This is a genomic window from Sporomusa intestinalis, assembly GCF_055383785.1.
This window is the reverse complement of record NZ_AP042390.1, coordinates 3,164,171-3,187,711: the sequence shown is the minus strand read 5'-3', so window position 1 is coordinate 3,187,711 and position 23,541 is coordinate 3,164,171. Positions and strand designations below refer to the sequence as shown.

The following is a 23,541-nucleotide window of genomic DNA, read 5'->3' as shown; positions in this document are numbered from 1 at the left end:
AGTGTGGCAAGCGGGTTGATGGGCGGGGTTGGGCCAATATCAGCCCGCTTACTGCTTGTCACTAGGTGAAGAAAGGACAGGTCTGCAAGACGGGAATATAGAGTATTAACCCATAACAGCGATTGCCAGCGGATAACCGACCAGGATTATCCCGAGGATGGAGAATACCATGACGGCTAGTCCGTATAACAGCACTTTGCGTGGTAGAGCCCAGGGGTCGCCATAGATCAGCGCAATGGATGCCAAAGAGGAGGGAACGCAGAAACCAAATTGAGCGGCCAAGATCAACACCGTGCCTAAGATTAAAGGATCAACACCGATTGTAGCCGCCATGGGGATACACACGACCAGCATCAAAATAGTCATAGGGACGTGGTTGGCAAAATTGACGCAGACGATGAGCAGTGTCAGCAGCGTAGCCACCAGTATAAAAGGCGATAAGCCATACTGGCAGAGCGGCATAATCAGGCTGACAACGTAATCGGTAATGCCGGTTGCCTTTTCCGTCAGAACAGCGCCGATGAGCATGGCTGCCGTTATCAGGGTTGTAACTCCCCAGGGAATAGTTTTAAATCCGGCTTCATAATCCAAAAGCGGCTTGCCGTCGATCCGTATTATGCACATGACAATTACGCCGATAAAGGTTGGCACTAGTATTGTAATTTCATGGAGAAATTTTGTGATCGGCGATGTCGGAGCAAATAAATCGAAAAACCCTGGCAAAATCCAAAACAGAACGACAAGGCCGAAAACCCAGGCTGTCACTTTTTCCCGGATTCCCATCGGGCCGGGTCTCTCACCCAGGAGCTTGTCATAGTCGATATTCCTAAAATTACTTACATCCGGGTTTACGCCGTAGCGGAAAAATAGAAGCATCAGGGTAAATACAACAAGGCCGGCCGGAATGCCCACCAGCATATACTGCAGCATACCGATCGGCACTCCCGTAAGGTGGGTGTATACATTCATGCCGATTAAGACAATGGTATGAGAAATCGGTGTCATACCGAAGGCCATGTTGGTTGTAAAGGTTATCCCGATCACCAGCATGAGGGGATAGGCATCGCCTTTTTTATAGCCGAGCTTTTCGAACATGTGATAGGCGATGGCTAGAAAAAAGATCATTGTTACCAAGCCATCCAGGAAAAGGCCGACAAACATTACCGTAGAGAGCAGCGCCACCGTGTACGTCCAGGGGCCGCGCTTGACGATATCGCGGGTCATGAACCAGAGCGTCAGGCGTTTAATGATTCCGGTCTCGGTTAAAGTATAGGTCAGTAGTAAGCTGGCTATCAAGTAAGCCACTACCCAGTTACCAACCGAGCCTTCAATTGCCTTGAAAATTTCCGGCAGCGGGTTAGGGCCCTGCGGTGGATAAATATCATGTATGTAGAAAGAAATGGCTACAACACCGAGGATGCTGGGCCAGCTCATTTCGCCGCAGCCCCAGAAGTATATCAAACCAATAAAAATACCAATTAACTTCATTCCCACAGTTGTTATTGGGGCAGGCGCAGGCAAAAAGCCAAACCCAAACATAATGATCAAGCCGATGATGATTTTTGTGTAGAACCCGGTATTCGCCGTATTTGGCTCCGTCGGCACACCTTTAGTGGCAATCGTTTTTTCCATTCCGATCATCCTCCCTGAAGTTGATTAGATAGTTAATCTGTGAGACTAATAATAGGGTTATCACCTTCCCTTTTGCCCGTATTTTGTAAATATTAAGAATTTTACATAAAAATCATAGCATTGTGGAATTTAAATAGATATGAGTTCTGTTCACAAAAAATAAGGTGATTTTTGTATCCCAAACATAATTGACAGGAGGAATTTATGATTTCTTTGACACAAATCATTGATCAAACATCGTCTTTTCTGCCTCGCCTTATTGCTTACGAAAAAGCTGCTCATACTTATACAAACCTTTCGTTCATCACGAGAAAGCAACAATATTTTAGCGAAGATATATTACATATTGGTCTTGCCTCGCAGCTTAGTGAATTACATTGTATTGAAAATGCAGCAATGCTGCTGGTGATGGACTGTGACCAGCCTTTTGCCGGGATTGCTTTTAACAATATGGTGGTGGTGGGCTATCCACAGGAAACAGACGCATTTCAATTGTTCAATCAAGTTAAACAATTATTTTACAAAGAATGGGATTTTTTAAACAGCTCGTTTAAACTGCTTGATTTATTTCTAAAAGCAGATAATCTTAATTCTCTGGCCGAAATGATCGCCAAATTCGTTCATAACCCGGTACAGATAATGGATGCCAGCTACCATGTACTGGCCTACTCGCGTGCTTTGAAGACAACAGATTCGCCCTGGAACGAAACGAATGAACGTGGCTATTTTACCTATGAATACGTTTCCGCAATTTACCGGCATACTTCTTTCAAAACAATTCCGGATGATAATACTCCGTACTATAATGACCTTGATATTAGTCCGCTCCGGCGTCTGATCAGCAAAATCTATTTGAACGGTCATCATTTGGGTTATCTCGTGACCCTGGAAGCAAATCAAAATTTAGCGGAGCTTGATAAAGAGCTGTACAAGCAGATTAGCAATGTGTGCGCGAAAGCTATTTTATTTGAAAAAAAAGTACGGGCGTATAAGGGCGGCGAACGCTCGGAATACCTGTTAATCGATTTGCTTGAAGGCACAATTGACAGCAAGAGTGTGTTTTTGAGCAGAATCAGGGATACCCACTTCAAAAAAGGCGCTGTGTATCAACTGATAGCGATTGATATTACGAAATATGCCCATGCGGATGCCACCGACAGTTTTCTCAAACGGTCGCTGGCGGCGCTTTTTCCGCGGTCCTGGTCTTTCCATTATAAGAATTACGTAGTCGTGCTCGTGGAAATAAAAAATAACAGCGGCATCTTGCCCGAAGCACGACTGGCGCTTGAGAAGCTCTGCCAGGATCATACCCTCTGCGCCGGTTGTAGTGATGTGTTTAGCGTCCTTTTTAATCTGCGCCTGTTCTACAATCAAGCGGTAAGCGCGTTGTTTACTGCGTCGCTGCTGCCGGCGGCAGGCCCTATTTTTGAATATGAGGATTTTAAATTTTACGATATGGTATTGACTCTGCGCAACGCAAATCAGAATGTGCCTGACCTGAAATACTATTGCAGTTCGACGGTTATGCAGATCCAGGCTTATGATAAGAGCCATGGAACAGATTATTTCAAAACCTTATGGACCTATCTTAACACCAATAAAAATCTTATTAAGACAGCGCAAGCACTGTATATACACAAAAATACTGCCGCCTATCGAGTCCAGAAACTTAAGGAACTCTTCGCTATCGATATGGAGAATGATTTTGCGATGTTTAAACTGTACTATTCCTATTTGCTGCTTACTTGTGCCAATTTTAAATAATGACAAACAGCTAGCAGCCAATTTTGTCCCCCATCAGTTCTTACTGCAAAACAGCCATAAGTAACAAAGCATAAATCCGGTTCCTGGCTTTAAATGCCAGCAACCGGATTTATGCTTTCACCAGCCCTGTTTCCTGCTCTGTGGGCATAGTTATCCTCACAAAGTTGAGTTAATAGAAGTATAGATTGCAATTTGTCAATTGTGTTGTGAACATAAAAATCTCAAATGTTTTCGGGATAGAGATACATATAAATTGAAATATCACCGTGCTACAATAAACAAAGAATTTGCAATATTTCATCAAAAGGAGGATTTTGTTTAATATATTCTTAAAGAAAGCAGGGGATATTGTGAAGTCAAATGCAGAATTGCTCCAGGAACGCAAGGAACGGTTAAGAAAGGCGATTGCCTTGGAAAAACCCGATAGGACGCCGGTAATACCTATTGCCGATGCGTTTTGTGCCCAGCACCTGGGCGTAACATTAGCAGATTTTTGCTCAAGCCTGAAACGCTCCAACCAGGTAATGGTAGAATCAATAAAAGCATTAGGGGCTGACGGAACTACCAATGCAGTGGGCTTTGGCGCCATCATGCCCCTTGTGTATATGGCCAGAGTCAAGCTCCCGGGGATTGATCTGCCTGACAACGTGATGTGGCAGTTGCAGGAACAGGAAATGATGACAGTCGAGGATTATGATACGATCCTCAATATAGGCTGGACACCTTTTATGATGGATTATTTGCAAAACAGGCTGAATATTCCGCTTGACAAGCTGTTTGCAGAGCTGGCGGAAACACCGCAGATGATTAAAAACTTTGAAGACAATGGCTGTGTGGTCTATGCCCCGCTGTCCGGCGCGGTTGTGTACGAGTACCTCAATGGCGGGCGCTCCATGCCTAAATTTGTCAGGGATTTGTATAAGATTCCCGACAAGGTTGAGGCCGTCCTGGACGTAATCCAGCAGGAAAACCATGCACACTTGCGGCAACAGATCCGCACAGCCAAACCGGGTGTGGTATTTTTATCGCCGGCCCGGGGGGCCAGTGAGTTTTTTGTGCCGAAGCTGTGGCAGCGGTTTGTCTGGAAATATCTTAAGCAAACAGCCGACGTTATCATTGAAGAAGGGGCTGTCGTAAACTTTCACATTGATTCCCACTGGGAACGGGACCTGGAGTTTTTCCGCTCTTTCCCCAAGGGAACGTGTGTATTTGAAACCGATGCGGCCACAGATATTTATAAAATTAAAGAAGTGCTGGGCGATCGCATGTGCATCAAGGGCGATGTGCCGGCGGCCTTGTTTACCCTGGGGACACCGGATGATGTATATAACTACAGCCTGCGTTTAATCAAAGATATGGGACCCGGCTTTATTCTTTCTTCAGGCTGTGGCGTACCTCCCAATGCGAAAGTGGAGAATGTTAAAGCGATGATCGCGGCTGCCACCGGACAATAAATTTTGCCTCAAGTCTTAGGGGGGCTTCCTAAGACTTGAATTTAATAAGGAGCGAGTCAAGATGTTTCCACATGTATTTTCTCCCATGAAAATTGGGAACTGTGAGATTCCGAACCGGCTGGTTGTGCCGGCGATGGTAGCCAACCTCAACAACCGGGAAGGAACGGCCACCGACCGCTATATCGCCTATCATGAGGAAAAGGCCAAAGGCGGCTGGGGGTTGATTATTACCGAGAATTACGCTGTCAACGAACATGCCATGGGCTATCCGTATATCGGCGGCCTGTACAAGGAGGAACAGGTCCCCAGCCACAAAAAGCTGACCGATACTATCCACCGGTATGATGCAAAAATTTTCTGCCAGATTTATCATGCCGGACGGCAGAGCAACCATTGCGTTAACGGCAATGTCCAGCCGGTAGGGCCGTCGCCGCTCATTTGCCCCTGGAATAAAGAGCTGCCCCGTGAGCTGACGGTGGAAGAAATTCAGCAAATCGTAAAGGACTTTGGCATTACGGCCCGCAATGTTGTCAAGGCAGGCTTTGACGGTGTGGAGATTCATGCCGCCCATGGGTACTTGATTCATACCTTCCTGTCGGCCAGCACCAACAAGCGAATTGATGAATATGGCGGCAATTACGACAACCGCACCCGCCTGTTGCGGGAGGTAATGGCCGAGGTGCGGCAGGCAGTCGGCCCTGATTTTCCGTTGCAGGTTCGTCTTTCCGGCGCCGAATACTCCGAAGGCGGCCGCACTATGTTTGAAACGCGCCAGATTATCCGCGACATTGAACAATGGGGGGCAGATGCTATTCATTTGACCTTTGGCCTGTATGGCATCCGTTCTTCCCTTTGCTCGGTATCCTCCTTCTTTCAAAGCCGGGGCTGGAATGTGCACCTGGCCGAGGAAGCAAAAACGCTGGTCAAAATCCCGGTAATTACGGTGGGCAAGATTCAGGAGCCGACGATGGCAGAGGATATTATCGCCAGCGGCAAAGCGGATTTCGTTGCTATGGGGCGGGGATCTCTGGCCGACCCGCATTTCCCCAATAAGGTAAAGACCGGACAGGTACAGGAGGTGCGCCAGTGTATCGCCTGTCTGCAAGGCTGTACCGCCTCCACCTATCAGCAGGTTCCTATTTACTGCCTGGTAAATCCTGAACTGGGCTATGAGTTTGAGACTGATTATTCCCCGGCGCCAGTCGCTAAAAAAGTATTTATTGCCGGCGGCGGCGTCGCCGGTATGGAGGCGGCCCGGGGCGCGGCCTGCAAAGGCCACGAGGTGCATCTCTTCGAGGCGGCTGATTCTCTGGGCGGCCAGTTTATTGCCGCCGGGTATCCTCCTTATAAAGGCGATTTTCTCTCTTATCCGGCCTGGCTTAACCGGCAACTGAAAAAACTGAATGTTACCCTTCATATGAATACTGCTTTAACGGCCGGCATTGTTAAAGCCGGCAAGCCCGACAAGGTTATCATTGCTACCGGTGCTAAGCCGATTATTCCCAAGCTGCCGGGGCTCGACGGTCCGAATGTGGTATTAGCCGAAGATGTGCTGCGCGGCCGCGTGGACCCAGGCCTGAACGTGCTGGTGGCCGGCGGCGGCATGATCGGGTCGGAAACGGCAGCCTACCTCGCTGTTCAATGCCGGGAGAAGGTTGCGCTTGTCGAAATGCTGCCGGAAATCGGTCTGGAAATGGAAGGCGGCATCCGGGATGATCTCAAAGATCTGCTGAAAAAACAGTTTGTCGAGGTTATAACCCAAGTCAAGCTGGCCGGTATTACGGAACAGGGGGCGCTGATCGAGAAGGGCGGTTGCGTGACCCTCTACCCCTGTGACACCGTAGTTCTTGCCATCGGCACCAAAGCGTATAATCCTCTGCAGGAGGAACTAAAGGAGCTTTGTGAGGTTGTTGTTGTGGGGGACGCGGTAAAGGCCCGCAAGGCGATAGAAGCTTCTCGTGAAGGTTTTGTTGCCGGTCTGAACGCGTAATTTGATGCAGTTGGCATAAATAGCGGCAGTCCCTGTTCCTATAAGTAAATAGTAATTGTGGCAAAGGCCCTACAGTTCATAGTTAGAACTTCGGGGCCTTTGCTTTTTCTTAGTTTACCGGGAGTTATAAATAAATTCTATGTACATAAGAACGACTATTCTCCAAGGGGACAGGGGCTTCTGCCGGCGTCTTAAAGGACTTGGCACAAGCCAAGTCTTTTCTATATCTATTGTCAATTGTGTTTTCAGCATAAATTGAGAAACCGTTTTTAGGGCAGCAATACATATGATCCTAAAATTGGACATGATAGACTGAATTAAGAATTCTAAATATTTTGCGAAAGAGGAGGAGCAGGTTAGCGGGCATATGACTTACTGATTGCGGCACAAACAGTGCCGGTTGCCTGGTTTTCCGGCCGGAAACCATAGCAGGAACTATGATCGTATGCGTTGTTGAGCAGATTAATAATGGAATATGGGGAGAGAAGAATATGATGAAGAAGTTTGTAACACCTATTCTTATTGCCGGTGGTATATTTTCCTTTACTGTTGCTGCGGCGGCAATGCCGCTAAACACGGTTCCGGTTGATGTTACTGGGGACTTTCGGCTGCGGGGTTATAGTCTTGATGATAATATCGGTGGTGCTGATGTTGACGAATCGTTTTTTCAATTCACCGGCCGGATCAACCTAACGGCAAAAATAGATGATAACACTACTATGTTCACCCGTTTTGGGGTGCGGAACAGGCTTGGCCAGACCAGCAATGACAATAGCGCCAATAAGTCCTATGAACAAATTGACCAGTACGGGCTAAGGATTAAGCAAGGAGATTGGGATCTGAGCGTCGGCCGGCAAGGTGTCAGGCTGGGGCAGGGGATGATTATCGGTACCGGGACTGAGGTTGAGTATGATAATAAATTCGACGGCTTGATTGCCACAACGAAAGCAGGGGCAGCTGATGTAAAGCTTATTGCCGGCAAAACCAATACGTCCCACATTATGGAAACCTACTACGGGGGCAAAACCTCCACCTGGTATGGAGCGGAAATAAGCGGGAAAATTTCCCCTCAGGTCTCTCTGGGCTTGGCTGCTGCCCACGATAAGCCCGCCGATTCCGACACCAGCCTGAGTTCCTGGGCACTTAATACTTCCGTCAATGTGGCTCCCCATCTTTGGCTGAATGCCGAGTATGCCAGGTCTAATGCCGACCGCGATAATTCCGCCTATCTTGTCGGGGGGGCCTATGTTAAAGGCAAGGATGTCTTTGTGGCGCAGTATCAGAAGGTGGAAAACAATGCTGTCAATCAGGTCAATAGCTTGTATTCGTACAGCAATTTTCCCTTTAAGGGCACTAACATGTGGCTTGGCAACAGCAACTGGCATGGCTGGTTTTATAAATACAACCACCAAATGAATAAGAGCACTTCTCTCCATGCTATATATATGGACACCGCAGTCGATGGGCAGAGTGGCCGGGATAAAGAACTTACCGTTGGTGTGGTCTGGGGATTCTAGTGATATTGGGCGGAGGCCCGCGATGAGAGCAGTCAGCGAGGGGGAAGTAGTATGAGCAGGATAACGCCATTAAAATTTGGTGTCTCCAATTTAACGCTTATTCAGGATAAAGGAATGATTATTGTTGACACCGGGTGTCAAAGTGACAAAGAAGCCTATGTGCAGGCTTTTGCGGAGCTGGGCATAAATCCTAAAGAGATTAGCCTGATTGTCATTACGCACGCCCACTGGGACCATTGCTCGCGCGTCAATGAACTGAAAGACCTGACAGGTGCGCCTGTGTTATGTCATAAACAGGCCGTGCCTGTTCTCCAAAAGGGGGAATGGCTGGAGTTTAAACCCCGGGGCGAGGTCGGCAAACGCTTCATTGAGCTGATCGCCAATGATGCGGCCGATGTTATAAAACCGGTTAATCCCGATATCATTGTTGATTCCGAGTTCGACCTTACTCCCTTTGGTGTAGCCGGGAAAACCATTTACACGCCGGGCCACAGTGAGTGCTCCATCTCGGTGGTGCTTGATTCGGGGGAAGCGATCATGGGCGATATGCTGCGGGAATCGCCCTTCACCGGCGAGCTTTGCCTGGCTTTTATCGCAACAGATGAAGAAAAGCTGGTGAACAGCGTCCGCAGTCTGCTGCAAATAAAGACCCTCCACTCTTTCTACGGCGGGCACGACGGACCTCATACCAGGGAAGCGGTTGCGCGGCTGCTTTAATATACGGAATCTGCCAAGGCGTTAATCTGCCTCCATCCGGTGGGGGCAGATTTTTTTTTGCGGAAGCTGCCACCAGATCGGTCGCAAGTTTGTGAGAGCTTGTCTAATGACCTGTGGCATGATTTTTAGGAACAACTACCTGAATCATTTGAATTTGACGAAAATTACCGGGCTCGTTTATTATTTATTTTAGTAAAATCTTACGACAGGAAAGATAGACTTCAAAAAAACAGACTTAAATAAATATTTATACACCGGTGGCAAATGAAAAAGTAGGCTTGGCCGCCATTTTTGGCAAAGAATATCTGGTGACGACAATCATGGTGACTATTTGGTGGACCGCGGCCGTGGGAGACAATGTCGGGCTGACCACTTGGTTCAGTACTCTGATGGTGGCAAAAGGCTTTACCATCCAGAAATCCATTGGTTTTGTCACCCTGATGTTTGCGGGCGGCTTCCTGGGCTTTCCCGTTGTTCGTTTTTTAGCCAAGCGAATCGGGCATAAATGGACAACTTCCCTGGAGTGGCAGCCGTAGGCTATAGCGCCGCCGCCTTATATCTGCTGGCCGCAGTGGTCGTGGCCGTGCTAGGCAAGGAAGGCACAAAAGTATTTACTCATTAAGCGGCAGCTAAGCAGCGGTTATTCGCCGAATGCCGCCTTGTACCGGCAGAGCCGAACTGTGAGTACCGGCAATTGATGCTGTAATTCTCATGGCATATTTTTAAGCAATGAAAACATAGCCGCAGGAAGATATTGAAGAAATCAAAACATCGTTTATAATAACGATGTAAGAAAGTTTAATTTTTAAGTTTAGTATGAGTAGCTTGATTATGATTCCGAAATAAAAACTTCCGGTATATAGTAGGCAAGCCTAGCTCTTATAGCAAAGCAGCAAATATTTGTTGCTTTCTATGGGCTAGGCTTTTTTGTTTCATTGGCTTATTGTTGTGCGGTAGGTCACTAAAGATGACAGTACCAGTAGGGGAGGAAAAAATGAAGAAGTGCCGGCTGCAACGCACTGATCGATATTGCCGCCGGGAGTGGCCCGCTGGTGGCAGGACAGCAAGTCCTGGCAATCATTCTCGACAGTAATGCTGCTATTCTTAGTGAGGCTTTTAAGGAATAGCTACTTTCTCAGGCAATCCCTATACCAGGGAAGTGATTGCGAAAAAGAATAATATCTCCAAGATTATACGCAGCCTCCTCCTTGACGGCGGTGTTACACTATAGCTTTTATATTTGTATTGAGCGTTTAAGCAGAACTATTGTTGTTAGTTTGGATAAGATTTTTTTTGACAAGTTATAATAAAAGCGAATAAATTATACGCGTACAAGAAGGGATTGGTAATGAAAAAGGTGGGTTTGGCCTTATGCGGCGGTGCAGTGCGGGCGTTAGCCCATATTGGCGTGCTAAAGGTATTCGCGCGTGAAAAAATTAAGATTCATTCTATTTGCGGCACCAGTATGGGCGCGATTATTGGCGGCTTATACGCTTGCGGGGTTACGCCGGAAAGAATGGAAGCCAGTATTGATGACTTGGCCATCCTGCGCAATGTCAATCTGGGAATTGGGCAAAATGGATTGTTAGGTGATAAGGTTTATCGATATTTATTAAAAATATTGGAAGAAGAAGCTTGCGTCAGGCAGATTGAACAGTTAGCGATTCCCTTCAAGGCCGTCTCTGTAGATTTAATCACTGGCCGGCAAGTTATCCATGATCAGGGGCCGCTCCTGCGGGCATTACAAGCCAGTTCCGCTATACCGGGAGTTTTGCCGCCGGTAAAATGGGAGGGGCGTTTTCTTGTTGACGGGGGCGTACTCAATAATATGCCAGTTAATCTTTTGGACAGAAAAATAGCGGATATAAGAATTGCCGTCGATGTCAATATAGAGACTGTTGCCAAGGAACCGCAAAACTTGCCGGAGCTTCTTTTTCGCACCTATAACGTTATGATGAGCAGCATACGGACGGCTACGCTTGCTGATGCCGATGTAATCATTCAGCCCGAGGTGCAGGAGGTTTTTTTTCTGGACGTGCGTAAAATGAAAGCTGCGATTCAGGCCGGTGAACGAGCAGCTGAAGCGCAGCGAAAAAATATTTTGTCTTTAATATCATAAGGTAGACAATCAGCTCACCGTTGCATCATAGCCTGCTGATAAATCTTTTTGCAAAAACATTGACGAGCGACTATGTTTTTGCCTGGAGGATACTTAAAATGTACGTCGCCAGGCACCACAACAGCCGCTCTGAGCTTACTCTAGTAATTGTCTCAGTGAGCAGGCATTGTTTTGGCAGCAGGAGGCAGGGGATGGCTATGGATATGGATATGTATTAAGTTGAGTTTAATTATAGCTAATATACCGGACTATACCTTGCGTAACATTTTAACAAGATATAGTCCGCAACTAAGCCCCAATACCAGAACGAACACCTGCAGCCACATTGCCGTTTGGAAAGCTGCAGCCGGATAGGGTGTTACCCCTTGCGATATATGGTTAATCATCAACCCCCATATCTGTTGGAAGGCCCCGGCGCCGACAATCCATACGAAGCCGTTATTTAAGCCGGTGGCCGTGCCCATTTGCTCAGGCCGCACCAACTGCCTTATCAAGGAAAAGTAGCCATTTACCGTATATTGCTGTACAAAGCCAAACAGAGCAAACAGTATTTTAAGTTCGAGGATACTGAGGGTATGGATATGGATAGTCATATACAGCCAGGAGATTAAAAATAACCCGGTGCCTGATAACATGACATTGAGAACGCCTATTTTTTGAACAAGCCAGCCGGATACAAATGCCCCCACAACCAGGCCCATTGCAGAAACCATGAGTATTTCAGCCACGACCGGCTTGCTTAAGCCGTAAACATTGGCTAAATAGACCCCGCCCCATAAAGCAATAATCACTTGCCCGCTGGAGTTCACGCCAAGTATGCAAAAATTAGCCACCCATAGTTTTGGCATACGGCAAACCTCTTTGAAGGCTTCCCAGCCATTTGCCCGGGTTGCTGCTCTATTGCCGGCGGGAGTTGCCGCGCCGGTCAATTCATCCGGCCCAGGCAGGCCGACATCGGCAGGGCGGTCTTTTATAACCAGATAGGCAATAACCGCTAAGATTACACTGACAATCCCAATGCCGGCAAAGGAATAACGCCAGCCGTAGCTTGTCATCATAAACTGCAGGGGGGCAGTCGCCCCAACCCCGCCCAGCATGGCAAAGCCCATATACAGACCGTATATAGCGGGAAACTCCTTGCTACTATACCAATTGCTAATGACCTTCACACCGGCAATGAAACAACCGGCGACAGCGATGGCAACAATAATCCGCCCGATAACCGCGACCAGAAAAGTCTGCGCTGTGCAGAAGACGAAGCTGCCGATACTAATCATGAGTAAAAGAGCGGTTAACCCCCGGCGGACACCAATCCGGTCCAGACAATTGCCCAGCGGCGCATTCATCAGGGCGTAGGCCCACATAAAGGATAAACCCATGAAGCCGAAATCAACCGCCGTAAGCCCCAGATCTTTAATGAGTTCCGGCCCCATGACGGCAGGTGCCTGGCGATTAAATGGAGTCAACATAAAACCTAAAACGGCGACAATATAAATAGGCAGGCGGTAGCGTTTTAACTGCTGCAGCACCTTTCCCCTATCCATAAGCATACCTCCCCAATTTGGCATAATTCAATCCCGGTAAGAAATGGAATTGAATTATGCTTATTTCTCTATGCAGCTATGCAGAAAAGGCTTAGCAGTCTGGCTAGTATGCAATTTCTACAAGGCTGGGTAACGGTCAGGTCAACTGTATCTGCCATATTTCTCCACGGCCGCAAAAAACGCGTTCACGTTTTCATGCTTGGCATTGATTGGAACGTTGCAGCCTGATGAATAGATCAGGCTGGCTCCGCTTTTCCGGAATGTAGTGATAAGTTTTTTTGCATACTCATCAAGCTCGCTGGGAGATGCCACCGTAAACAAAGCGGCCGATACATCGCCCATAATGGCGCAGTGATCCTTCAGGATGTCGTGGGCTTTAAAAAGATCTGTTGAGCTATCCAGTTCCAGCACGAATTTTCCCTTGGGCAGCTCCAGGAAATACGGCAGATTCTTGGTCCAGTCGCCGTCATAATGGAGAATGGGTACGATACCATTGTCTATCAGGCTAGTAAGAAAATTTTTAAAATTAGGCCAAACAAACCGCTCAAAATTTTTCAGAGAAATAAACTGGCCGCTGCCTCTGACCCCGCCTACAAACACCCGGTTAATACCGGACGCTTTGACGGCCGGTATGACACTTTGTACAAGATCAGTAGTCGCTTTGGTCAGCAGTTCTTCCAGATCACCGCCTATTTGAAACATATCTTTATAAAATTTTTCCAGTGAGCGCATGATCGAAAAGGCTTCAAAGGGAAACGTGCCGACGATAAAGCCATAGCACGCACTTTGCCCGCGCGCCAGCGTTCTGCCGATTTCATCCGCTCTGAGCCGTGCGGACTCTTGTAGGCCGGACAGCACTTCTTCGCGCGATGTCTCATGGCAGCGTTCCAGAAAAGAAAGGCGGTATTCATCAAATCCTTTTTCTTTGACGATTGCATAATCAGACCGCTTCATAGCCTCGAATTCGATAATTTGGTATTGGGCGTCAGCTGGCAGTTCCTCACCGGGCAAGCGCATCCGGCCGGGGCCGCACTTATGGGCAACGGCAGCAAAACGCCCGCACAGCATCCACGAGTTACAATCCCACACCGGATAGGCTTCCCAAACCTTGTGGACCGCCGCCATAGCTTTGTTCCAGTCTGACATGAATTCTTTGTTGCTAAGGCCCGCAAACTGACCGGCATACTGCTCGATGATTGGTGCACAAACAATCCGGTCTACCGGTTGCAGATTAATCGCGGCGACAAGTCTTTCTTCCGCCGTCATAATATCAGCCATTTAGATTTACCTCCAGTATTCTTTGCAATTGATAGTTGTCAAATCTTTTTTTGTCAGCTTCCTCTCCCACCTCTCCTTTGGTTAATATCATAAACAAGCCTGCTAGTTTTCGTCAAATTCAAAAAATTCAGGCCGGTATTCCTAAAAACGTGCCCGCCTTAATTAATACATATTGCCTAAACTATAGCTCCCCAGCGCTGCTGAGGTTACAAGCAATTTGTAGTATAATAAGTGTAGAAAAGGTTAAGGGGGCGTTCGCGCTGTGGACATCCGGTATTTACGTTCTTTCATAATGGTTGCCCAGTGTTTGAGTTTTACCGAGGCTGCTAAACGCCTGTTTATTGGCCAGTCGACGATAAGCAAACAGATTGCCGATCTTGAGGAGGCATTGGGGGTTGAATTGTTAATTCGTCATCACTGCTCACTGGAACTGACCGTGGCAGGAAAAACCTTATTAAGAGAAGGCGTCAATCTGCTCAACAATGTGGCGGCGGTTGTTGAGAAAACCCGCCAGGCAAGCAATGGAATACGGGGCAATCTAAAACTAGGCTGCTTTGGCGATGAAAGTGCTTTTTTGCCTTATGCTATAAAAAGATTTCGGGCTCTTTTCCCGCAAATACATATGGATATTCAAATTCTTACCCTCAAAATGCTGGAGGATGCTCTGGATTCTGAAGAATTAGACCTTGTCTTCACCGTTAGACTTGGCAATCAGTTTAAATCCGACAAATTCATGCAGCGCGTAATTTACAAATTTCCGTTATGCTTTCTTCTGCCCAGTAGCCATCCCTATGCCGGAGAAACCTCGATCAACATTTCAGCTTTCGCCAATGAAGGCTTCATTCTTTTGTCTGAGAAAGAAAACCCGGACGACTATAAATGGTTCAGCAAATTTTGTGAAAAACAGGGTTTTTCACCTAATATAGTTAGTACAACAACCCGGCTGGAAGGAATATTCTGGTTAGTGGAAGCAGGTGTGGGCATTTCCTTTTGGTCGAAGAATCCCAAACTGGCACATTATGTCCCTCCCGGAATTTCCATTGTTGATATGCAGGGCGAAGACGCTTGCGCCAATATAGTGGCTATCTGGAAAAAGAAACATAATAATCCGGCCATCCAGCTGCTTTTCAAGGTACTTGAGACCATAGATGAGAACAGCTTGACTGCGCATTACCGATAAATGCAAAAGACTAAGGCGCAGCATATGCAAACGTCACACAAAAGCGATTGGCCGGACCTAACACAGCCAATTATTACCACAACATTAAGTTTAAAGCAGGATACATATTGAAGAATGCTGAAAAATCAATTATAATGAAATAGGAATATTAAATTTTAATTATATTATGAGTAGCTTGCTTATGATACCGGAACAAAACTTCTGGTATATAGTAGACAAGCCTAGCTCGTTAGCTAGCAACAGTAACCGGTTGCTGGCTATGGGCTAGGCTTTTTTATTTCCTGTGCAAGTTTTGTTTTTTACAATAAAACCCTGCAGGGGGACAAAGAGAGGAGATAGGATAAGCAATCGCATTGCTGTAAGAAAGGAGGACAATCTCATGCATTATGAATCCAAAAGATGGTTTTTTCTGGTTCTGTGTTTTATTTGTAATGGCTGTGCCGGTATTGTTTATGCCTGGAGTGTCTTTATAAACCCAATCAGCCATCATTTTCAGTGGCCTGTTGCCGATGTCTCACTTTCGTTTACTCTGATGCTTGCCCTCGGTTCTTTACTGCCTTTTCTGGCCGGCAAGCTGCAGGAACATATACAACCCCGGATCATCATTCTGGCCGGGGGGGTGGCCTTTGGCGGCGGGCTTATCGGCCTTGGCTATACGGCAACACGCACCGAGCTATATGTTTTTTCCGCCCTGGCCGGTCTGGGTCTGTCTTTAGTGTATCCGGCCGGAACCATCAGTAATATTGTCAAATTTTTTCCGGATAAGCGGGGCCTGGCTTCCGGCTTGCTTACAGGCGGCGCCAGTCTGGGGGCAGTGGCCTGGGCGCCACTGGCCGTAATGATGATTGAAAGAGTTGGGCTTTTGCCGACATTTAAGTATTTGGGGATCGGCTTTATGGTGACGATTGTTCTTGCTTCCTGGCTGATTGAGGCAGCTCCGTCCGATTATCGTCCGCCGGGCATGGCCGAAATGGTAACTGCCGCTCAGGGCGGCGGGGCCTTGGCTGTAAATTGGACCGGGGTGCTTATGAGTCCCTTATTTTATTTACTAGCCGGCATCTTTTTGGCGGTAGCAACCTCCGGGATGATGCTCTTTGGTCATGTGTCGCTTATTGCTCAGGATGTCGTTAACGTATCGCCGCAATTGGCAGCCGGTATTGTCGGTTTATTAGCGATAGCCAATACAGCGGGAAGGCTTGGCTGGGGCTGGATATCGGATAAATTAGGCCGTTTCGCGGTTATATTCATACAGCTTATTATTCTGGTTGCGGCTATGCTCGGACTGACACAAGTCACAAGCTATCTGGCTTTTGTCAGCATGGTAATGCTTGTGGGCTTATGTTACGGTGGGTTTTTGGCTATTATGGCGCCGTTGCTTGCCGATTTATTTGGCTCGAAGTATTTAGCCGTAAACTTTGGTCTCATGTTTCTCATGGTTGGACTGGGGGCTTTTATCGGGCCACGGTTAGCGGCTGTCATCAGAGCAGCCACAGATAGCTATGCCCAGGCCTTTATCGTTGCCGCTATGCTTAATCTGGCCGGTCTATTATTAACATGCCTTGCCCGGTCCGCAGCCAAACGGCAATCAATATAATAAATCCAGCATCTATATATCAATATCATTGGAGAGGAGCGCTAATCAATGCAGATCGTTCGGGTTGAAGAAGCGGTAGGCTCTGTGCTGTGTCATGACATAACAAAGATTGTACCTGGCCGATGTAAAGGGCCGGCCTTCAAAAAGGGGCATATCATTAGAGAAACTGATATACCGGAGCTGCTAAGCCTCGGCAAGGATCATGTATATGTTTGGGAACTGCAAGCAGGATTTGTCCATGAAAATGAAGCCGGCTCGCGCATTGCCCGGGCTATACAGGGAACCGGGCTTGAAATTACTGAGCCCAGTGAAGGGAAGGTGAATTTAATCGCCCAGCATGACGGCATGTTTTCGGTACAGGAAGAGTTTTTAACACAAATGAATACGATAGAAGATATTGTTATTGCCACCCGCAATAATAAAAGGCTTGTAAGAAGGGGCGACATCGTTGCCGGTGTTCGCATAATTCCTTTGATTATTAAAGAAGAAAAGCTGAAATTAGTTGAAGGAATCGGGCAGAAAGCCGAGATTGCCGCTGTTGCTCCGTTCCGGCCCCGTAGAGTTGGGATTATAACGACAGGCAGCGAGGTGTATCAGGGGCGCATTAAAGATCGTTTTGGACCGGGGGTTGCGCAAAAAGTGGCGGCCTTCGCCTGTACTGTCAGCCAACATATTCTCGTTCCCGATGACGCCGATAAAATAGCAGAGGCAGTAAAGGTGTTGTCAGCCAATGGGGCTGAGCTAATCCTAACAACAGGAGGCATGTCTGTTGACCCTGATGATGTAACCCCAGCCGGTATTAAACAAGCCGGTGCCGAAATTATTACCTATGGTGCGCCTGTGTTGCCAGGGTCGATGCTAATGCTTGCCTATTTAGGAGAGATTCCGGTTTTAGGGTTGCCTGGTTGTGTAATGTATAATAAAACAACAGTTTTTGACTTGCTCCTGCCTTTTGTGCTGGCCGGACAACGGCTTGCGCGAGCGGATATCATAAAGCTGGGCCTTGGCGGCCTATGTCTCAATTGTGAGCTTTGCCGGTATCCGGCCTGTTCCTTTGGAACCGGTCTGTAGGCGCAGCGGCCTGCCGGACAGTAGCGGGCAGTACCTTCGTTGTGTCAGCGCGGGAACTGCAAGAGGCGTCTTACGTTTCAAAGCCGAAGAGGGTGAGCTGATTTGAACTGGTTACGCATATTTCAACTACTACAGCATCCAACTGGATTGTGTTGCCAAGTCCCAGTCCGGTATGGGAGCCCACAAAAGATGTTTGCAGGCTGCTGATTACATCCCAGGGATTTGCCGCCGCCAGTACCTGCGCGGTTATGTCCTGGGCAAGCGGGGTTGTTAAATAATCAAGAGTACCCAGCAGGGAAAGGCTGGCCTGCTGCAGTTCTAGCCAATCATCGGCAGAATTTGGCCGCCAGTAAAAGATCATCGTACTGGTGCCGACGGCAAGCGTCAGCGCCAGGCGGCAATAAAATTTAATGATAACACTTTCGATCTGCAGCTGTTCAAGGGCCGCCAGCGACATGGCATAGCTTAGCACGATGCGGCCCCTGGTGCCAATAAGCAAGCCTGAGCTTAAGGTGGCATACTGCCCGTCGGGGAACCCTGCGGCATTGGCAGCATTCGTAAAATCGCTCCGGCTGTTATAGGCGACCTGCGTAGCCGTTACGGCGCCAAAATCCTCACATTTTTCTGCTTCATCGGCGGTGCGGACAAAAATAGTAGCGCCGCTTTTAAGCCGGTAGGCGGAGGGCAAAGACTGGACTATTGTTGGCGAGGACTCTGTTGTCCTTAAGGCCAGGAAGCTTTCGTCGCCGTCAGTGCTTAAGATGATTGTCACGGCCAGTGGATTCGATATCTGTACGGCTGTCAGATTGATCGCTTTTTGCGGTGCAGGTGTCCAGGCCGGTGTGGCTGACGGCAAGCTGTTGAAGGCGTAATCCCTGCTCATTTCCGCAGTATTTCTGCTGATGAACACAGGCTGCAGCCCAGCAGTGAATATATTGGCGTTTGTTCTTGATTTATTCGTCACCATCAGCTCCTTGGCAGTATTTTGCCGTCGATTCAAACTTCATAGCCCAGCAGGGTAATATACATTGTACCTGTCGTGTTGGTCGTAAGTGCGATCACTTCGTCCGGTGCAAAACGGACAGGGGAAGAAAAGCTTTCACTATAGGTGGCAAAGGCGGCTGTCAGTACAATTGACAGAAACGGAGCATTGCCGGCTCTGTTTAAGGTAACAGTCAAGCCGGCAGGGGCAGCAGCCTGCACTGCCGTCAGGCAGATTCTTTTACCGGCAGCCGGCGTCCAAAGCGGATTGTTGGTTTGCACAGTGGCGAACGTATTAAACAAAATAATATCTGATGCCTGTTCCCTGGTAAACAAAGGTCTTGTTGGGTAATTGAAAACATTGTAATTGGTTCTCTTTTTATTGTTCATAGCCTGGAAACTCCCGAATTTTATATTTTCCTATTTTATTATATGGGACTGTTATTTTAAGGTGCGGATTAATGCAACTTGAAGGTTTGCTTCAGGCAGTGCTTCCTTTAAAAACGCTAGTATAATATTTGTTTCCCCCATCTGCGGCCTAAAAGCCGCTAGTTTTTTTGTATTCAACAAAATTCCTTAACCCTGCATAAGATGCTATAGGGCACCAACTATTTTAGAAAGGAACAGCGTATGAGTAAGACATCCTTACAATTAGAACGTTTAACCGCCGGTACAATTGCAATCAATGGAACCGTTATTTTTGACTCAATGACAGTCGCAACAGGCAATATCAGCTACGATAACGCCACCGGTGTTATTACCTTGCAGGACGTGGGCCGATATAAATTTGACTGGTGGGTGGCAACACAATCTTCCCTCTCCTCTAGTGGACTTGGCTTTGCGTTGGCTTCATCACAGGGAGCTGTTATAATCGGTAATTCGCCAATCAAAACAGACGAGGTTTTCGGCATCGGCATAATTGAAGTTGCCGTAGCGCCTGTAACTGTAGAACTAAGGAACAACAGCAATGCCGACGTTTCCTATTCAACCATTGTTCCGGTTAAGTCTGTATTGACAGTATTTGGGGAAGATGGTTCAGCTGTAATGGGACCGACCGGTGCTACAGGACTGCCTGGCCCAATAGGGCCAACAGGTGAAACCGGGCAGATCGGTAATATAGGCCCAATGGGCGAAACAGGACCGGATGGCAATGTAGGACCAACCGGAACCACAGGACCAACCGGCGAACGAGGAGTAACCGGTGACACAGGACCAATAGGTGTCACCGGAGCGACTGGCGCCACAGGACCAGCAGGCGAACCAGGAGTGACCGGTGCCATAGGACCAGCAGGCGAACCAGGGGCGACCGGCGCCACAGGACCGTCTGGTGAATTAGGGGCGACCGGAGCCACCGGGCCAGCAGGTGAACCAGGCGTGGCCGGTGCCACAGGATCAACAGGCGAACCAGGAGCGACTGGCGCCACAGGATCAACAGGCGAACCAGGAGTGACCGGAACCACAGGACCAGCAGGCGAAACAGGGACGACTGGTGCCACAGGGCCGTCTGGTGAATTAGGAGTGACCGGTGCCACAGGATCAACAGGCGAACCAGGAGTGACCGGTGCCACCGGGCCAACCGGTGAATCAGGTTTGACCGGCGCCACCGGGCCGTCTGGTGAACTAGGGGCGACTGGCGCCACCGGGCCAGCAGGTGAACCAGGAGTAACCGGAGCCACAGGGCCAACCGGTGAATCAGGGTTGACCGGCGCCACAGGAGCAAGCGGTGAGCCAGGAGTAACCGGCGTCACAGGAGCAACAGGTGCGACAGGCGATATCGGCCCTACCGGCTCTACAGGCCCGCAGGAGTTGGATTTATGTATTATGACTACTAGTTTGGGAAATATTGATGTAGTCATTGCCCCTAATGAAGGCGGCGGCAATAATCAAGCGGTGGGAGGCATCGCTTTTGGCGGCGATTTGGATACAAGAGCGCTTTCGCGTGTTGCGGCATACATCATACAGGTTGGAGCAGGTATTGGTCAGTTTCAAATGGCTGTGTTACAGGCAACGTCAACATCTACCGCCTTGGTGGTCGGCGTAACCGATATCGTAACAACGATTTCCGGCGGCCTGTTTGTATTGCCGCTTACCGACACGGTAAATCTGGCGGGCGGGAGCATTTATTATCTGGCAGTCTACAATCAGGTAAATGCTTCGCAAATTGGCGGTGTGATCGCAGGCACAAATACGGTGCAGGATGCGCCACCGATCAATTTTAGAGTGCAGAATATTGCCGGCTTTGCCGTTGGGCAAACTATTAATATCAGTGATGTAAACTTATGGCGGACACCTTGGCTGGCAGCTATGAAATAACGTAGCGCGGCTATTGCCTGGAGGGCAATAGCCGCGGCAGTCCTAGTGTTTTGGCCACATTATCTTTTTTAGTTTGATGACGGCCAAAATGGCCAATGGCGGCGTCAGCCCCTCCTAGCAGACCCCTTCCAGTATGAGTCGTCGGTGCTTCCTTGCCCTTGGCTATTTTGTCTCGCCCTAAAACTAAAATTAACATGGCCAAGACACTGGTGCCTTGGCAAAGTTAGATGTTAGCTTTAGACAGCGTAGATTTTTTCGCAATGCAAGGCGGAGGAGCCGCGCAGATCGGCAATCTGTAAGGTGACGACAACAAAGCAGTGCGGGATAAGATGCGCTGTATACCTAATATTTGACTTTGTCAAGGTGCTAGCTATGATCTTAGCATCTGTAAGGCGCTCTTTTCACCAACAGTGATATGAGGGCTTTTTTTCTTTCCTCCTATATAATCCAGCTCAAATTTCTCTCTTTGCAGGAACCGGGAAATTCCGGGAGAATTATTTAAGACATAAACGTTTGCCGCTGCAAAAGGCAGGTTAGGCTTTTGACGGTCAAATTTTAACAGAAATAATAAAGGATGTGTGCTTATGATTCGTAACGCCGGGCCTGATGATTTAGCTGCTATCCAGGAAATTTATAATGAGGCGATCCTTAATACGACGGCAGTATATGATTATAAACCTTATACCATGGAAGCGAGAACATTGTGGTATGAGGATAAGGTTAAGGCCGGTTTGCCTGTGCTTGTGTACGAAGAGGACAAGCTTGTTGCCGGGTTTGCGACCTTTGGGCCGTTTAGAGCTAAACCAGCCTATAAATATACAATAGAACATTCAGTCTATGTCCATACTAAGCACCGGGGAAAACAGATCGGCACTATTCTCATGCAGGCATTGATAGAGCTTGCCAACGCCCAGGGATATGCGACGATGGTGGCCGGTATCGACGCCAGCAACGTGGGCAGCAGAACCATGCATGAAAAAATGGGCTTTAGTTTTTCTGGAACGATTCACAAAGCCGGTTATAAATTCGGCAGATGGCTGGATCTAAGTTTTTATCAATATAATCTGGCAGGTCCGGACAAGCCAACAGAGGAATAATGAATGCTAAAGCAGCGATGCCCAGGGCTAGCAGAGTAACAGCAGTAAGGTGGAAAATGTCGAAATAAGCAGAAGAAAAACTCTCGACAAGCCTAAGGGTCTGTGCTATGCTTGAGAAAATAAACCAATTAAAAGAAAAATTAAATAAATTGATTTTTGGTGCAGGTGCCTGCAAGGGCTTAATAGAAAAGCCGGTTCAAGACCGGCGCGGTCCCGCCACTGTAATGGGGAGCGAGTCCAAGATATGCCACTGGAACACGCGTGTTCTGGGAAGGTTTGGACGAGCGATGATCCAGAGCCAGGAGAACTGCCTGTACAACAATCACCGTTGACCTGCGAGAGATAGGGAGGGGATTTATGTGTATGTTTTGTGCCGGCTGTTTGCCGGGGTAGAGTAGAAGCCTCCTGATTGTTGTCATCACAGGCGGCTTCTTTTTATTTTGACGGTTGTGAGTGTCAATAGCGACTTTTAAAGGTATAACGGACTTTTAATACCTCGATTAGTTGCCTTGAGACACAAGTGTGTCTTAAGGCGACTAATAATGGGCGGTTTACCATTGCCGCTACGGATGCCTTGGGCGCTTTAGCCTTACGGGGGCCAATATGGCACCAAGGAAAAGAAGCAGGAAAACAACTACCGGCACAGTTTCCTATTGTCCGGCAGTATAGGAGTGGGTTTATGAAACAAGAACAAATCAAACAGCTAACTGAGAAACTCTTGGCTTGCGGCTACCATTCAGCCCAGATCAGGCATATCATCAGCGAGGCGGTGGAATGTGGCTTAGCGGACGGTGGCGGTTCGCAGGAGCAATTGATTATCGAGGCCCTTGAAAGCTATGTGGAATTTGGCAGCAAGTGTAAAAGGACGGGAAACCGTAAATGACCGCTCGCGGCGGTCCGGCATTCATTTTTATTCACCTCCTATTTACGCCGGTCAAGGTGGCCGGATCTACAGGGAAGGTTAGCTTATTTTCAAACAGCCGGACGGTGGGTTGTGTCTTTGGACAGGACACGGCCCGCCGTCTCTGTGTCTTGGCGAAAGGCCAGCGAGACATGGCGATAAAGGTAAAGGAATTTGTTAATTTATTGTAGAATTGATGTTTAAGGAGGTTGGTATATGAAATGTCTGGTCTGTGAGCAGGATATGCCGTTTGACTGTACCTGCGCGGATATGGGGAAAAGAATTCAACTTGTCAGGGATGCCAAGCAAATGTCTGTTTCGGAGGAATTTTTCAAAGCGTTTGCCAAAAGAAAACTTATGGTAGATATTGATAAATAAGTACAGACCGT

19 protein-coding genes and 1 riboswitch are annotated in these 23,541 nt (G+C 47.9%); of the genes, 14 read left to right on the top strand and 5 right to left on the bottom strand.

Annotation, left to right across the window (positions count from 1 at the left end):
* Positions 1-105: 105 nt before the first annotated feature.
* Positions 106-1,632: an SLC13 family permease gene (locus tag ACZ481_RS15145; RefSeq protein ID WP_464766185.1), complete on the bottom strand. Its 1,527-nt coding sequence runs from the start codon at positions 1,630-1,632 to the stop codon at positions 106-108.
* A gap of 204 nt (positions 1,633-1,836) precedes the next feature.
* Here ACZ481_RS15145 and ACZ481_RS15140 point away from each other — a divergent pair, with 204 nt between their 5' ends.
* From ACZ481_RS15140 to ACZ481_RS15110, 7 genes are all read left to right on the top strand, one after another.
* Positions 1,837-3,396, top strand: coding sequence for a PucR family transcriptional regulator (locus tag ACZ481_RS15140; protein ID WP_464766184.1), 1,560 nt, complete (start codon positions 1,837-1,839; stop codon positions 3,394-3,396).
* Positions 3,397-3,746: 350 nt separating this feature from the next.
* A complete protein-coding gene (locus ACZ481_RS15135; RefSeq protein WP_464766183.1) occupies positions 3,747-4,850 on the top strand; it encodes a uroporphyrinogen decarboxylase family protein in 1,104 nt (367 codons plus the stop codon).
* Positions 4,851-4,935: 85 nt separating this feature from the next.
* The gene (locus ACZ481_RS15130) at positions 4,936-6,840 is read left to right on the top strand and encodes an oxidoreductase (protein ID WP_464766182.1); all 1,905 of its coding nucleotides are present in this window, start codon (positions 4,936-4,938) and stop codon (positions 6,838-6,840) included.
* A gap of 491 nt (positions 6,841-7,331) precedes the next feature.
* Positions 7,332-8,357 (top strand): hypothetical protein, encoded by a 1,026-nt coding sequence (locus tag ACZ481_RS15125; RefSeq protein WP_464766181.1) that lies wholly within the window; start codon positions 7,332-7,334, stop codon positions 8,355-8,357.
* A 51-nt stretch (positions 8,358-8,408) separates the two neighbouring features.
* Positions 8,409-9,074, top strand: coding sequence for an MBL fold metallo-hydrolase (locus tag ACZ481_RS15120; RefSeq protein WP_464766180.1), 666 nt, complete (start codon positions 8,409-8,411; stop codon positions 9,072-9,074).
* 257 nt (positions 9,075-9,331) lie between these two features.
* Positions 9,332-9,610, top strand: a complete 279-nt coding sequence (locus ACZ481_RS15115; RefSeq protein ID WP_464766179.1) for a hypothetical protein — start codon at positions 9,332-9,334, stop codon at positions 9,608-9,610.
* Between the two features lie 812 nt (positions 9,611-10,422).
* Positions 10,423-11,193, top strand: coding sequence for a patatin-like phospholipase family protein (locus ACZ481_RS15110; protein ID WP_464766178.1), 771 nt, complete (start codon positions 10,423-10,425; stop codon positions 11,191-11,193).
* Between the two features lie 248 nt (positions 11,194-11,441).
* On the opposite strand, the gene ACZ481_RS15105 is transcribed toward ACZ481_RS15110, so the two are convergent.
* Both ACZ481_RS15105 and ACZ481_RS15100 read right to left on the bottom strand, forming a co-directional pair.
* The gene (locus ACZ481_RS15105; RefSeq protein WP_464766177.1) at positions 11,442-12,737 is read right to left on the bottom strand and encodes an MFS transporter; all 1,296 of its coding nucleotides are present in this window, start codon (positions 12,735-12,737) and stop codon (positions 11,442-11,444) included.
* Positions 12,738-12,878: 141 nt separating this feature from the next.
* On the bottom strand, positions 12,879-14,015 hold the full coding sequence (locus ACZ481_RS15100; protein WP_464766176.1) for a uroporphyrinogen decarboxylase family protein: 1,137 nt from the start codon (positions 14,013-14,015) through the stop codon (positions 12,879-12,881).
* Between the two features lie 262 nt (positions 14,016-14,277).
* On the opposite strand from ACZ481_RS15100, the gene ACZ481_RS15095 reads away from it, so the two are divergent.
* The 3 genes from ACZ481_RS15095 (at position 14,278) to ACZ481_RS15085 (ending at position 17,860) form a co-directional block, all read left to right on the top strand.
* The gene (locus ACZ481_RS15095) at positions 14,278-15,195 is read left to right on the top strand and encodes a LysR family transcriptional regulator (RefSeq protein WP_464766175.1); all 918 of its coding nucleotides are present in this window, start codon (positions 14,278-14,280) and stop codon (positions 15,193-15,195) included.
* A 379-nt stretch (positions 15,196-15,574) separates the two neighbouring features.
* Positions 15,575-16,789, top strand: coding sequence for an L-lactate MFS transporter (locus ACZ481_RS15090; protein ID WP_464766174.1), 1,215 nt, complete (start codon positions 15,575-15,577; stop codon positions 16,787-16,789).
* A 48-nt stretch (positions 16,790-16,837) separates the two neighbouring features.
* Positions 16,838-17,860 (top strand): molybdopterin-binding protein, encoded by a 1,023-nt coding sequence (locus ACZ481_RS15085; RefSeq protein ID WP_464766173.1) that lies wholly within the window; start codon positions 16,838-16,840, stop codon positions 17,858-17,860.
* A gap of 70 nt (positions 17,861-17,930) precedes the next feature.
* Here ACZ481_RS15085 and ACZ481_RS15080 read toward each other — a convergent pair whose 3' ends face one another.
* Together ACZ481_RS15080 and ACZ481_RS15075 are read right to left on the bottom strand one after the other, a co-directional pair.
* Positions 17,931-18,743, bottom strand: coding sequence for a hypothetical protein (locus ACZ481_RS15080; protein WP_464766172.1), 813 nt, complete (start codon positions 18,741-18,743; stop codon positions 17,931-17,933).
* Positions 18,744-18,856: 113 nt separating this feature from the next.
* Entirely contained in the window at positions 18,857-19,231 is a 375-nt protein-coding gene (locus ACZ481_RS15075; protein WP_464766171.1) for a hypothetical protein, read from the bottom strand.
* Between the two features lie 240 nt (positions 19,232-19,471).
* On the opposite strand from ACZ481_RS15075, the gene ACZ481_RS15070 reads away from it, so the two are divergent.
* The 4 genes from ACZ481_RS15070 (at position 19,472) to ACZ481_RS15055 (ending at position 23,530) form a co-directional block, all read left to right on the top strand.
* Positions 19,472-21,154 (top strand): hypothetical protein, encoded by a 1,683-nt coding sequence (locus tag ACZ481_RS15070; protein ID WP_464766170.1) that lies wholly within the window; start codon positions 19,472-19,474, stop codon positions 21,152-21,154.
* Between the two features lie 584 nt (positions 21,155-21,738).
* Positions 21,739-22,251, top strand: a complete 513-nt coding sequence (locus tag ACZ481_RS15065) for an N-acetyltransferase family protein (protein WP_464766169.1) — start codon at positions 21,739-21,741, stop codon at positions 22,249-22,251.
* Positions 22,252-22,397: 146 nt separating this feature from the next.
* Positions 22,398-22,580: riboswitch (cobalamin riboswitch) on the top strand.
* 350 nt (positions 22,581-22,930) lie between these two features.
* On the top strand, positions 22,931-23,134 hold the full coding sequence (locus tag ACZ481_RS15060) for a hypothetical protein (RefSeq protein WP_464766168.1): 204 nt from the start codon (positions 22,931-22,933) through the stop codon (positions 23,132-23,134).
* Between the two features lie 234 nt (positions 23,135-23,368).
* The gene (locus tag ACZ481_RS15055) at positions 23,369-23,530 is read left to right on the top strand and encodes a hypothetical protein (protein ID WP_464766167.1); all 162 of its coding nucleotides are present in this window, start codon (positions 23,369-23,371) and stop codon (positions 23,528-23,530) included.
* The last annotated feature ends 11 nt before the right edge of the window (positions 23,531-23,541 follow it).

Coding starts and splice junctions, on each gene's coding strand:
- ACZ481_RS15105 (WP_464766177.1), bottom strand. CDS start 12,737: ATGGATAGGGGAAAGGTGCTGCAGCAGTTAAAACGCTACCGCCTGCCT.
- ACZ481_RS15065 (WP_464766169.1), top strand. CDS start 21,739: ATGATTCGTAACGCCGGGCCTGATGATTTAGCTGCTATCCAGGAAATT.
- ACZ481_RS15125 (WP_464766181.1), top strand. CDS start 7,332: ATGATGAAGAAGTTTGTAACACCTATTCTTATTGCCGGTGGTATATTT.
- ACZ481_RS15145 (WP_464766185.1), bottom strand. CDS start 1,632: ATGGAAAAAACGATTGCCACTAAAGGTGTGCCGACGGAGCCAAATACG.
- ACZ481_RS15100 (WP_464766176.1), bottom strand. CDS start 14,015: ATGGCTGATATTATGACGGCGGAAGAAAGACTTGTCGCCGCGATTAAT.
- ACZ481_RS15080 (WP_464766172.1), bottom strand. CDS start 18,743: ATGAGCAGGGATTACGCCTTCAACAGCTTGCCGTCAGCCACACCGGCC.
- ACZ481_RS15075 (WP_464766171.1), bottom strand. CDS start 19,231: ATGAACAATAAAAAGAGAACCAATTACAATGTTTTCAATTACCCAACA.
- ACZ481_RS15090 (WP_464766174.1), top strand. CDS start 15,575: ATGCATTATGAATCCAAAAGATGGTTTTTTCTGGTTCTGTGTTTTATT.
- ACZ481_RS15130 (WP_464766182.1), top strand. CDS start 4,936: ATGAAAATTGGGAACTGTGAGATTCCGAACCGGCTGGTTGTGCCGGCG.
- ACZ481_RS15085 (WP_464766173.1), top strand. CDS start 16,838: ATGCAGATCGTTCGGGTTGAAGAAGCGGTAGGCTCTGTGCTGTGTCAT.
- ACZ481_RS15120 (WP_464766180.1), top strand. CDS start 8,409: ATGAGCAGGATAACGCCATTAAAATTTGGTGTCTCCAATTTAACGCTT.
- ACZ481_RS15060 (WP_464766168.1), top strand. CDS start 22,931: ATGAAACAAGAACAAATCAAACAGCTAACTGAGAAACTCTTGGCTTGC.
- ACZ481_RS15110 (WP_464766178.1), top strand. CDS start 10,423: ATGAAAAAGGTGGGTTTGGCCTTATGCGGCGGTGCAGTGCGGGCGTTA.
- ACZ481_RS15055 (WP_464766167.1), top strand. CDS start 23,369: ATGAAATGTCTGGTCTGTGAGCAGGATATGCCGTTTGACTGTACCTGC.
- ACZ481_RS15140 (WP_464766184.1), top strand. CDS start 1,837: ATGATTTCTTTGACACAAATCATTGATCAAACATCGTCTTTTCTGCCT.
- ACZ481_RS15070 (WP_464766170.1), top strand. CDS start 19,472: ATGAGTAAGACATCCTTACAATTAGAACGTTTAACCGCCGGTACAATT.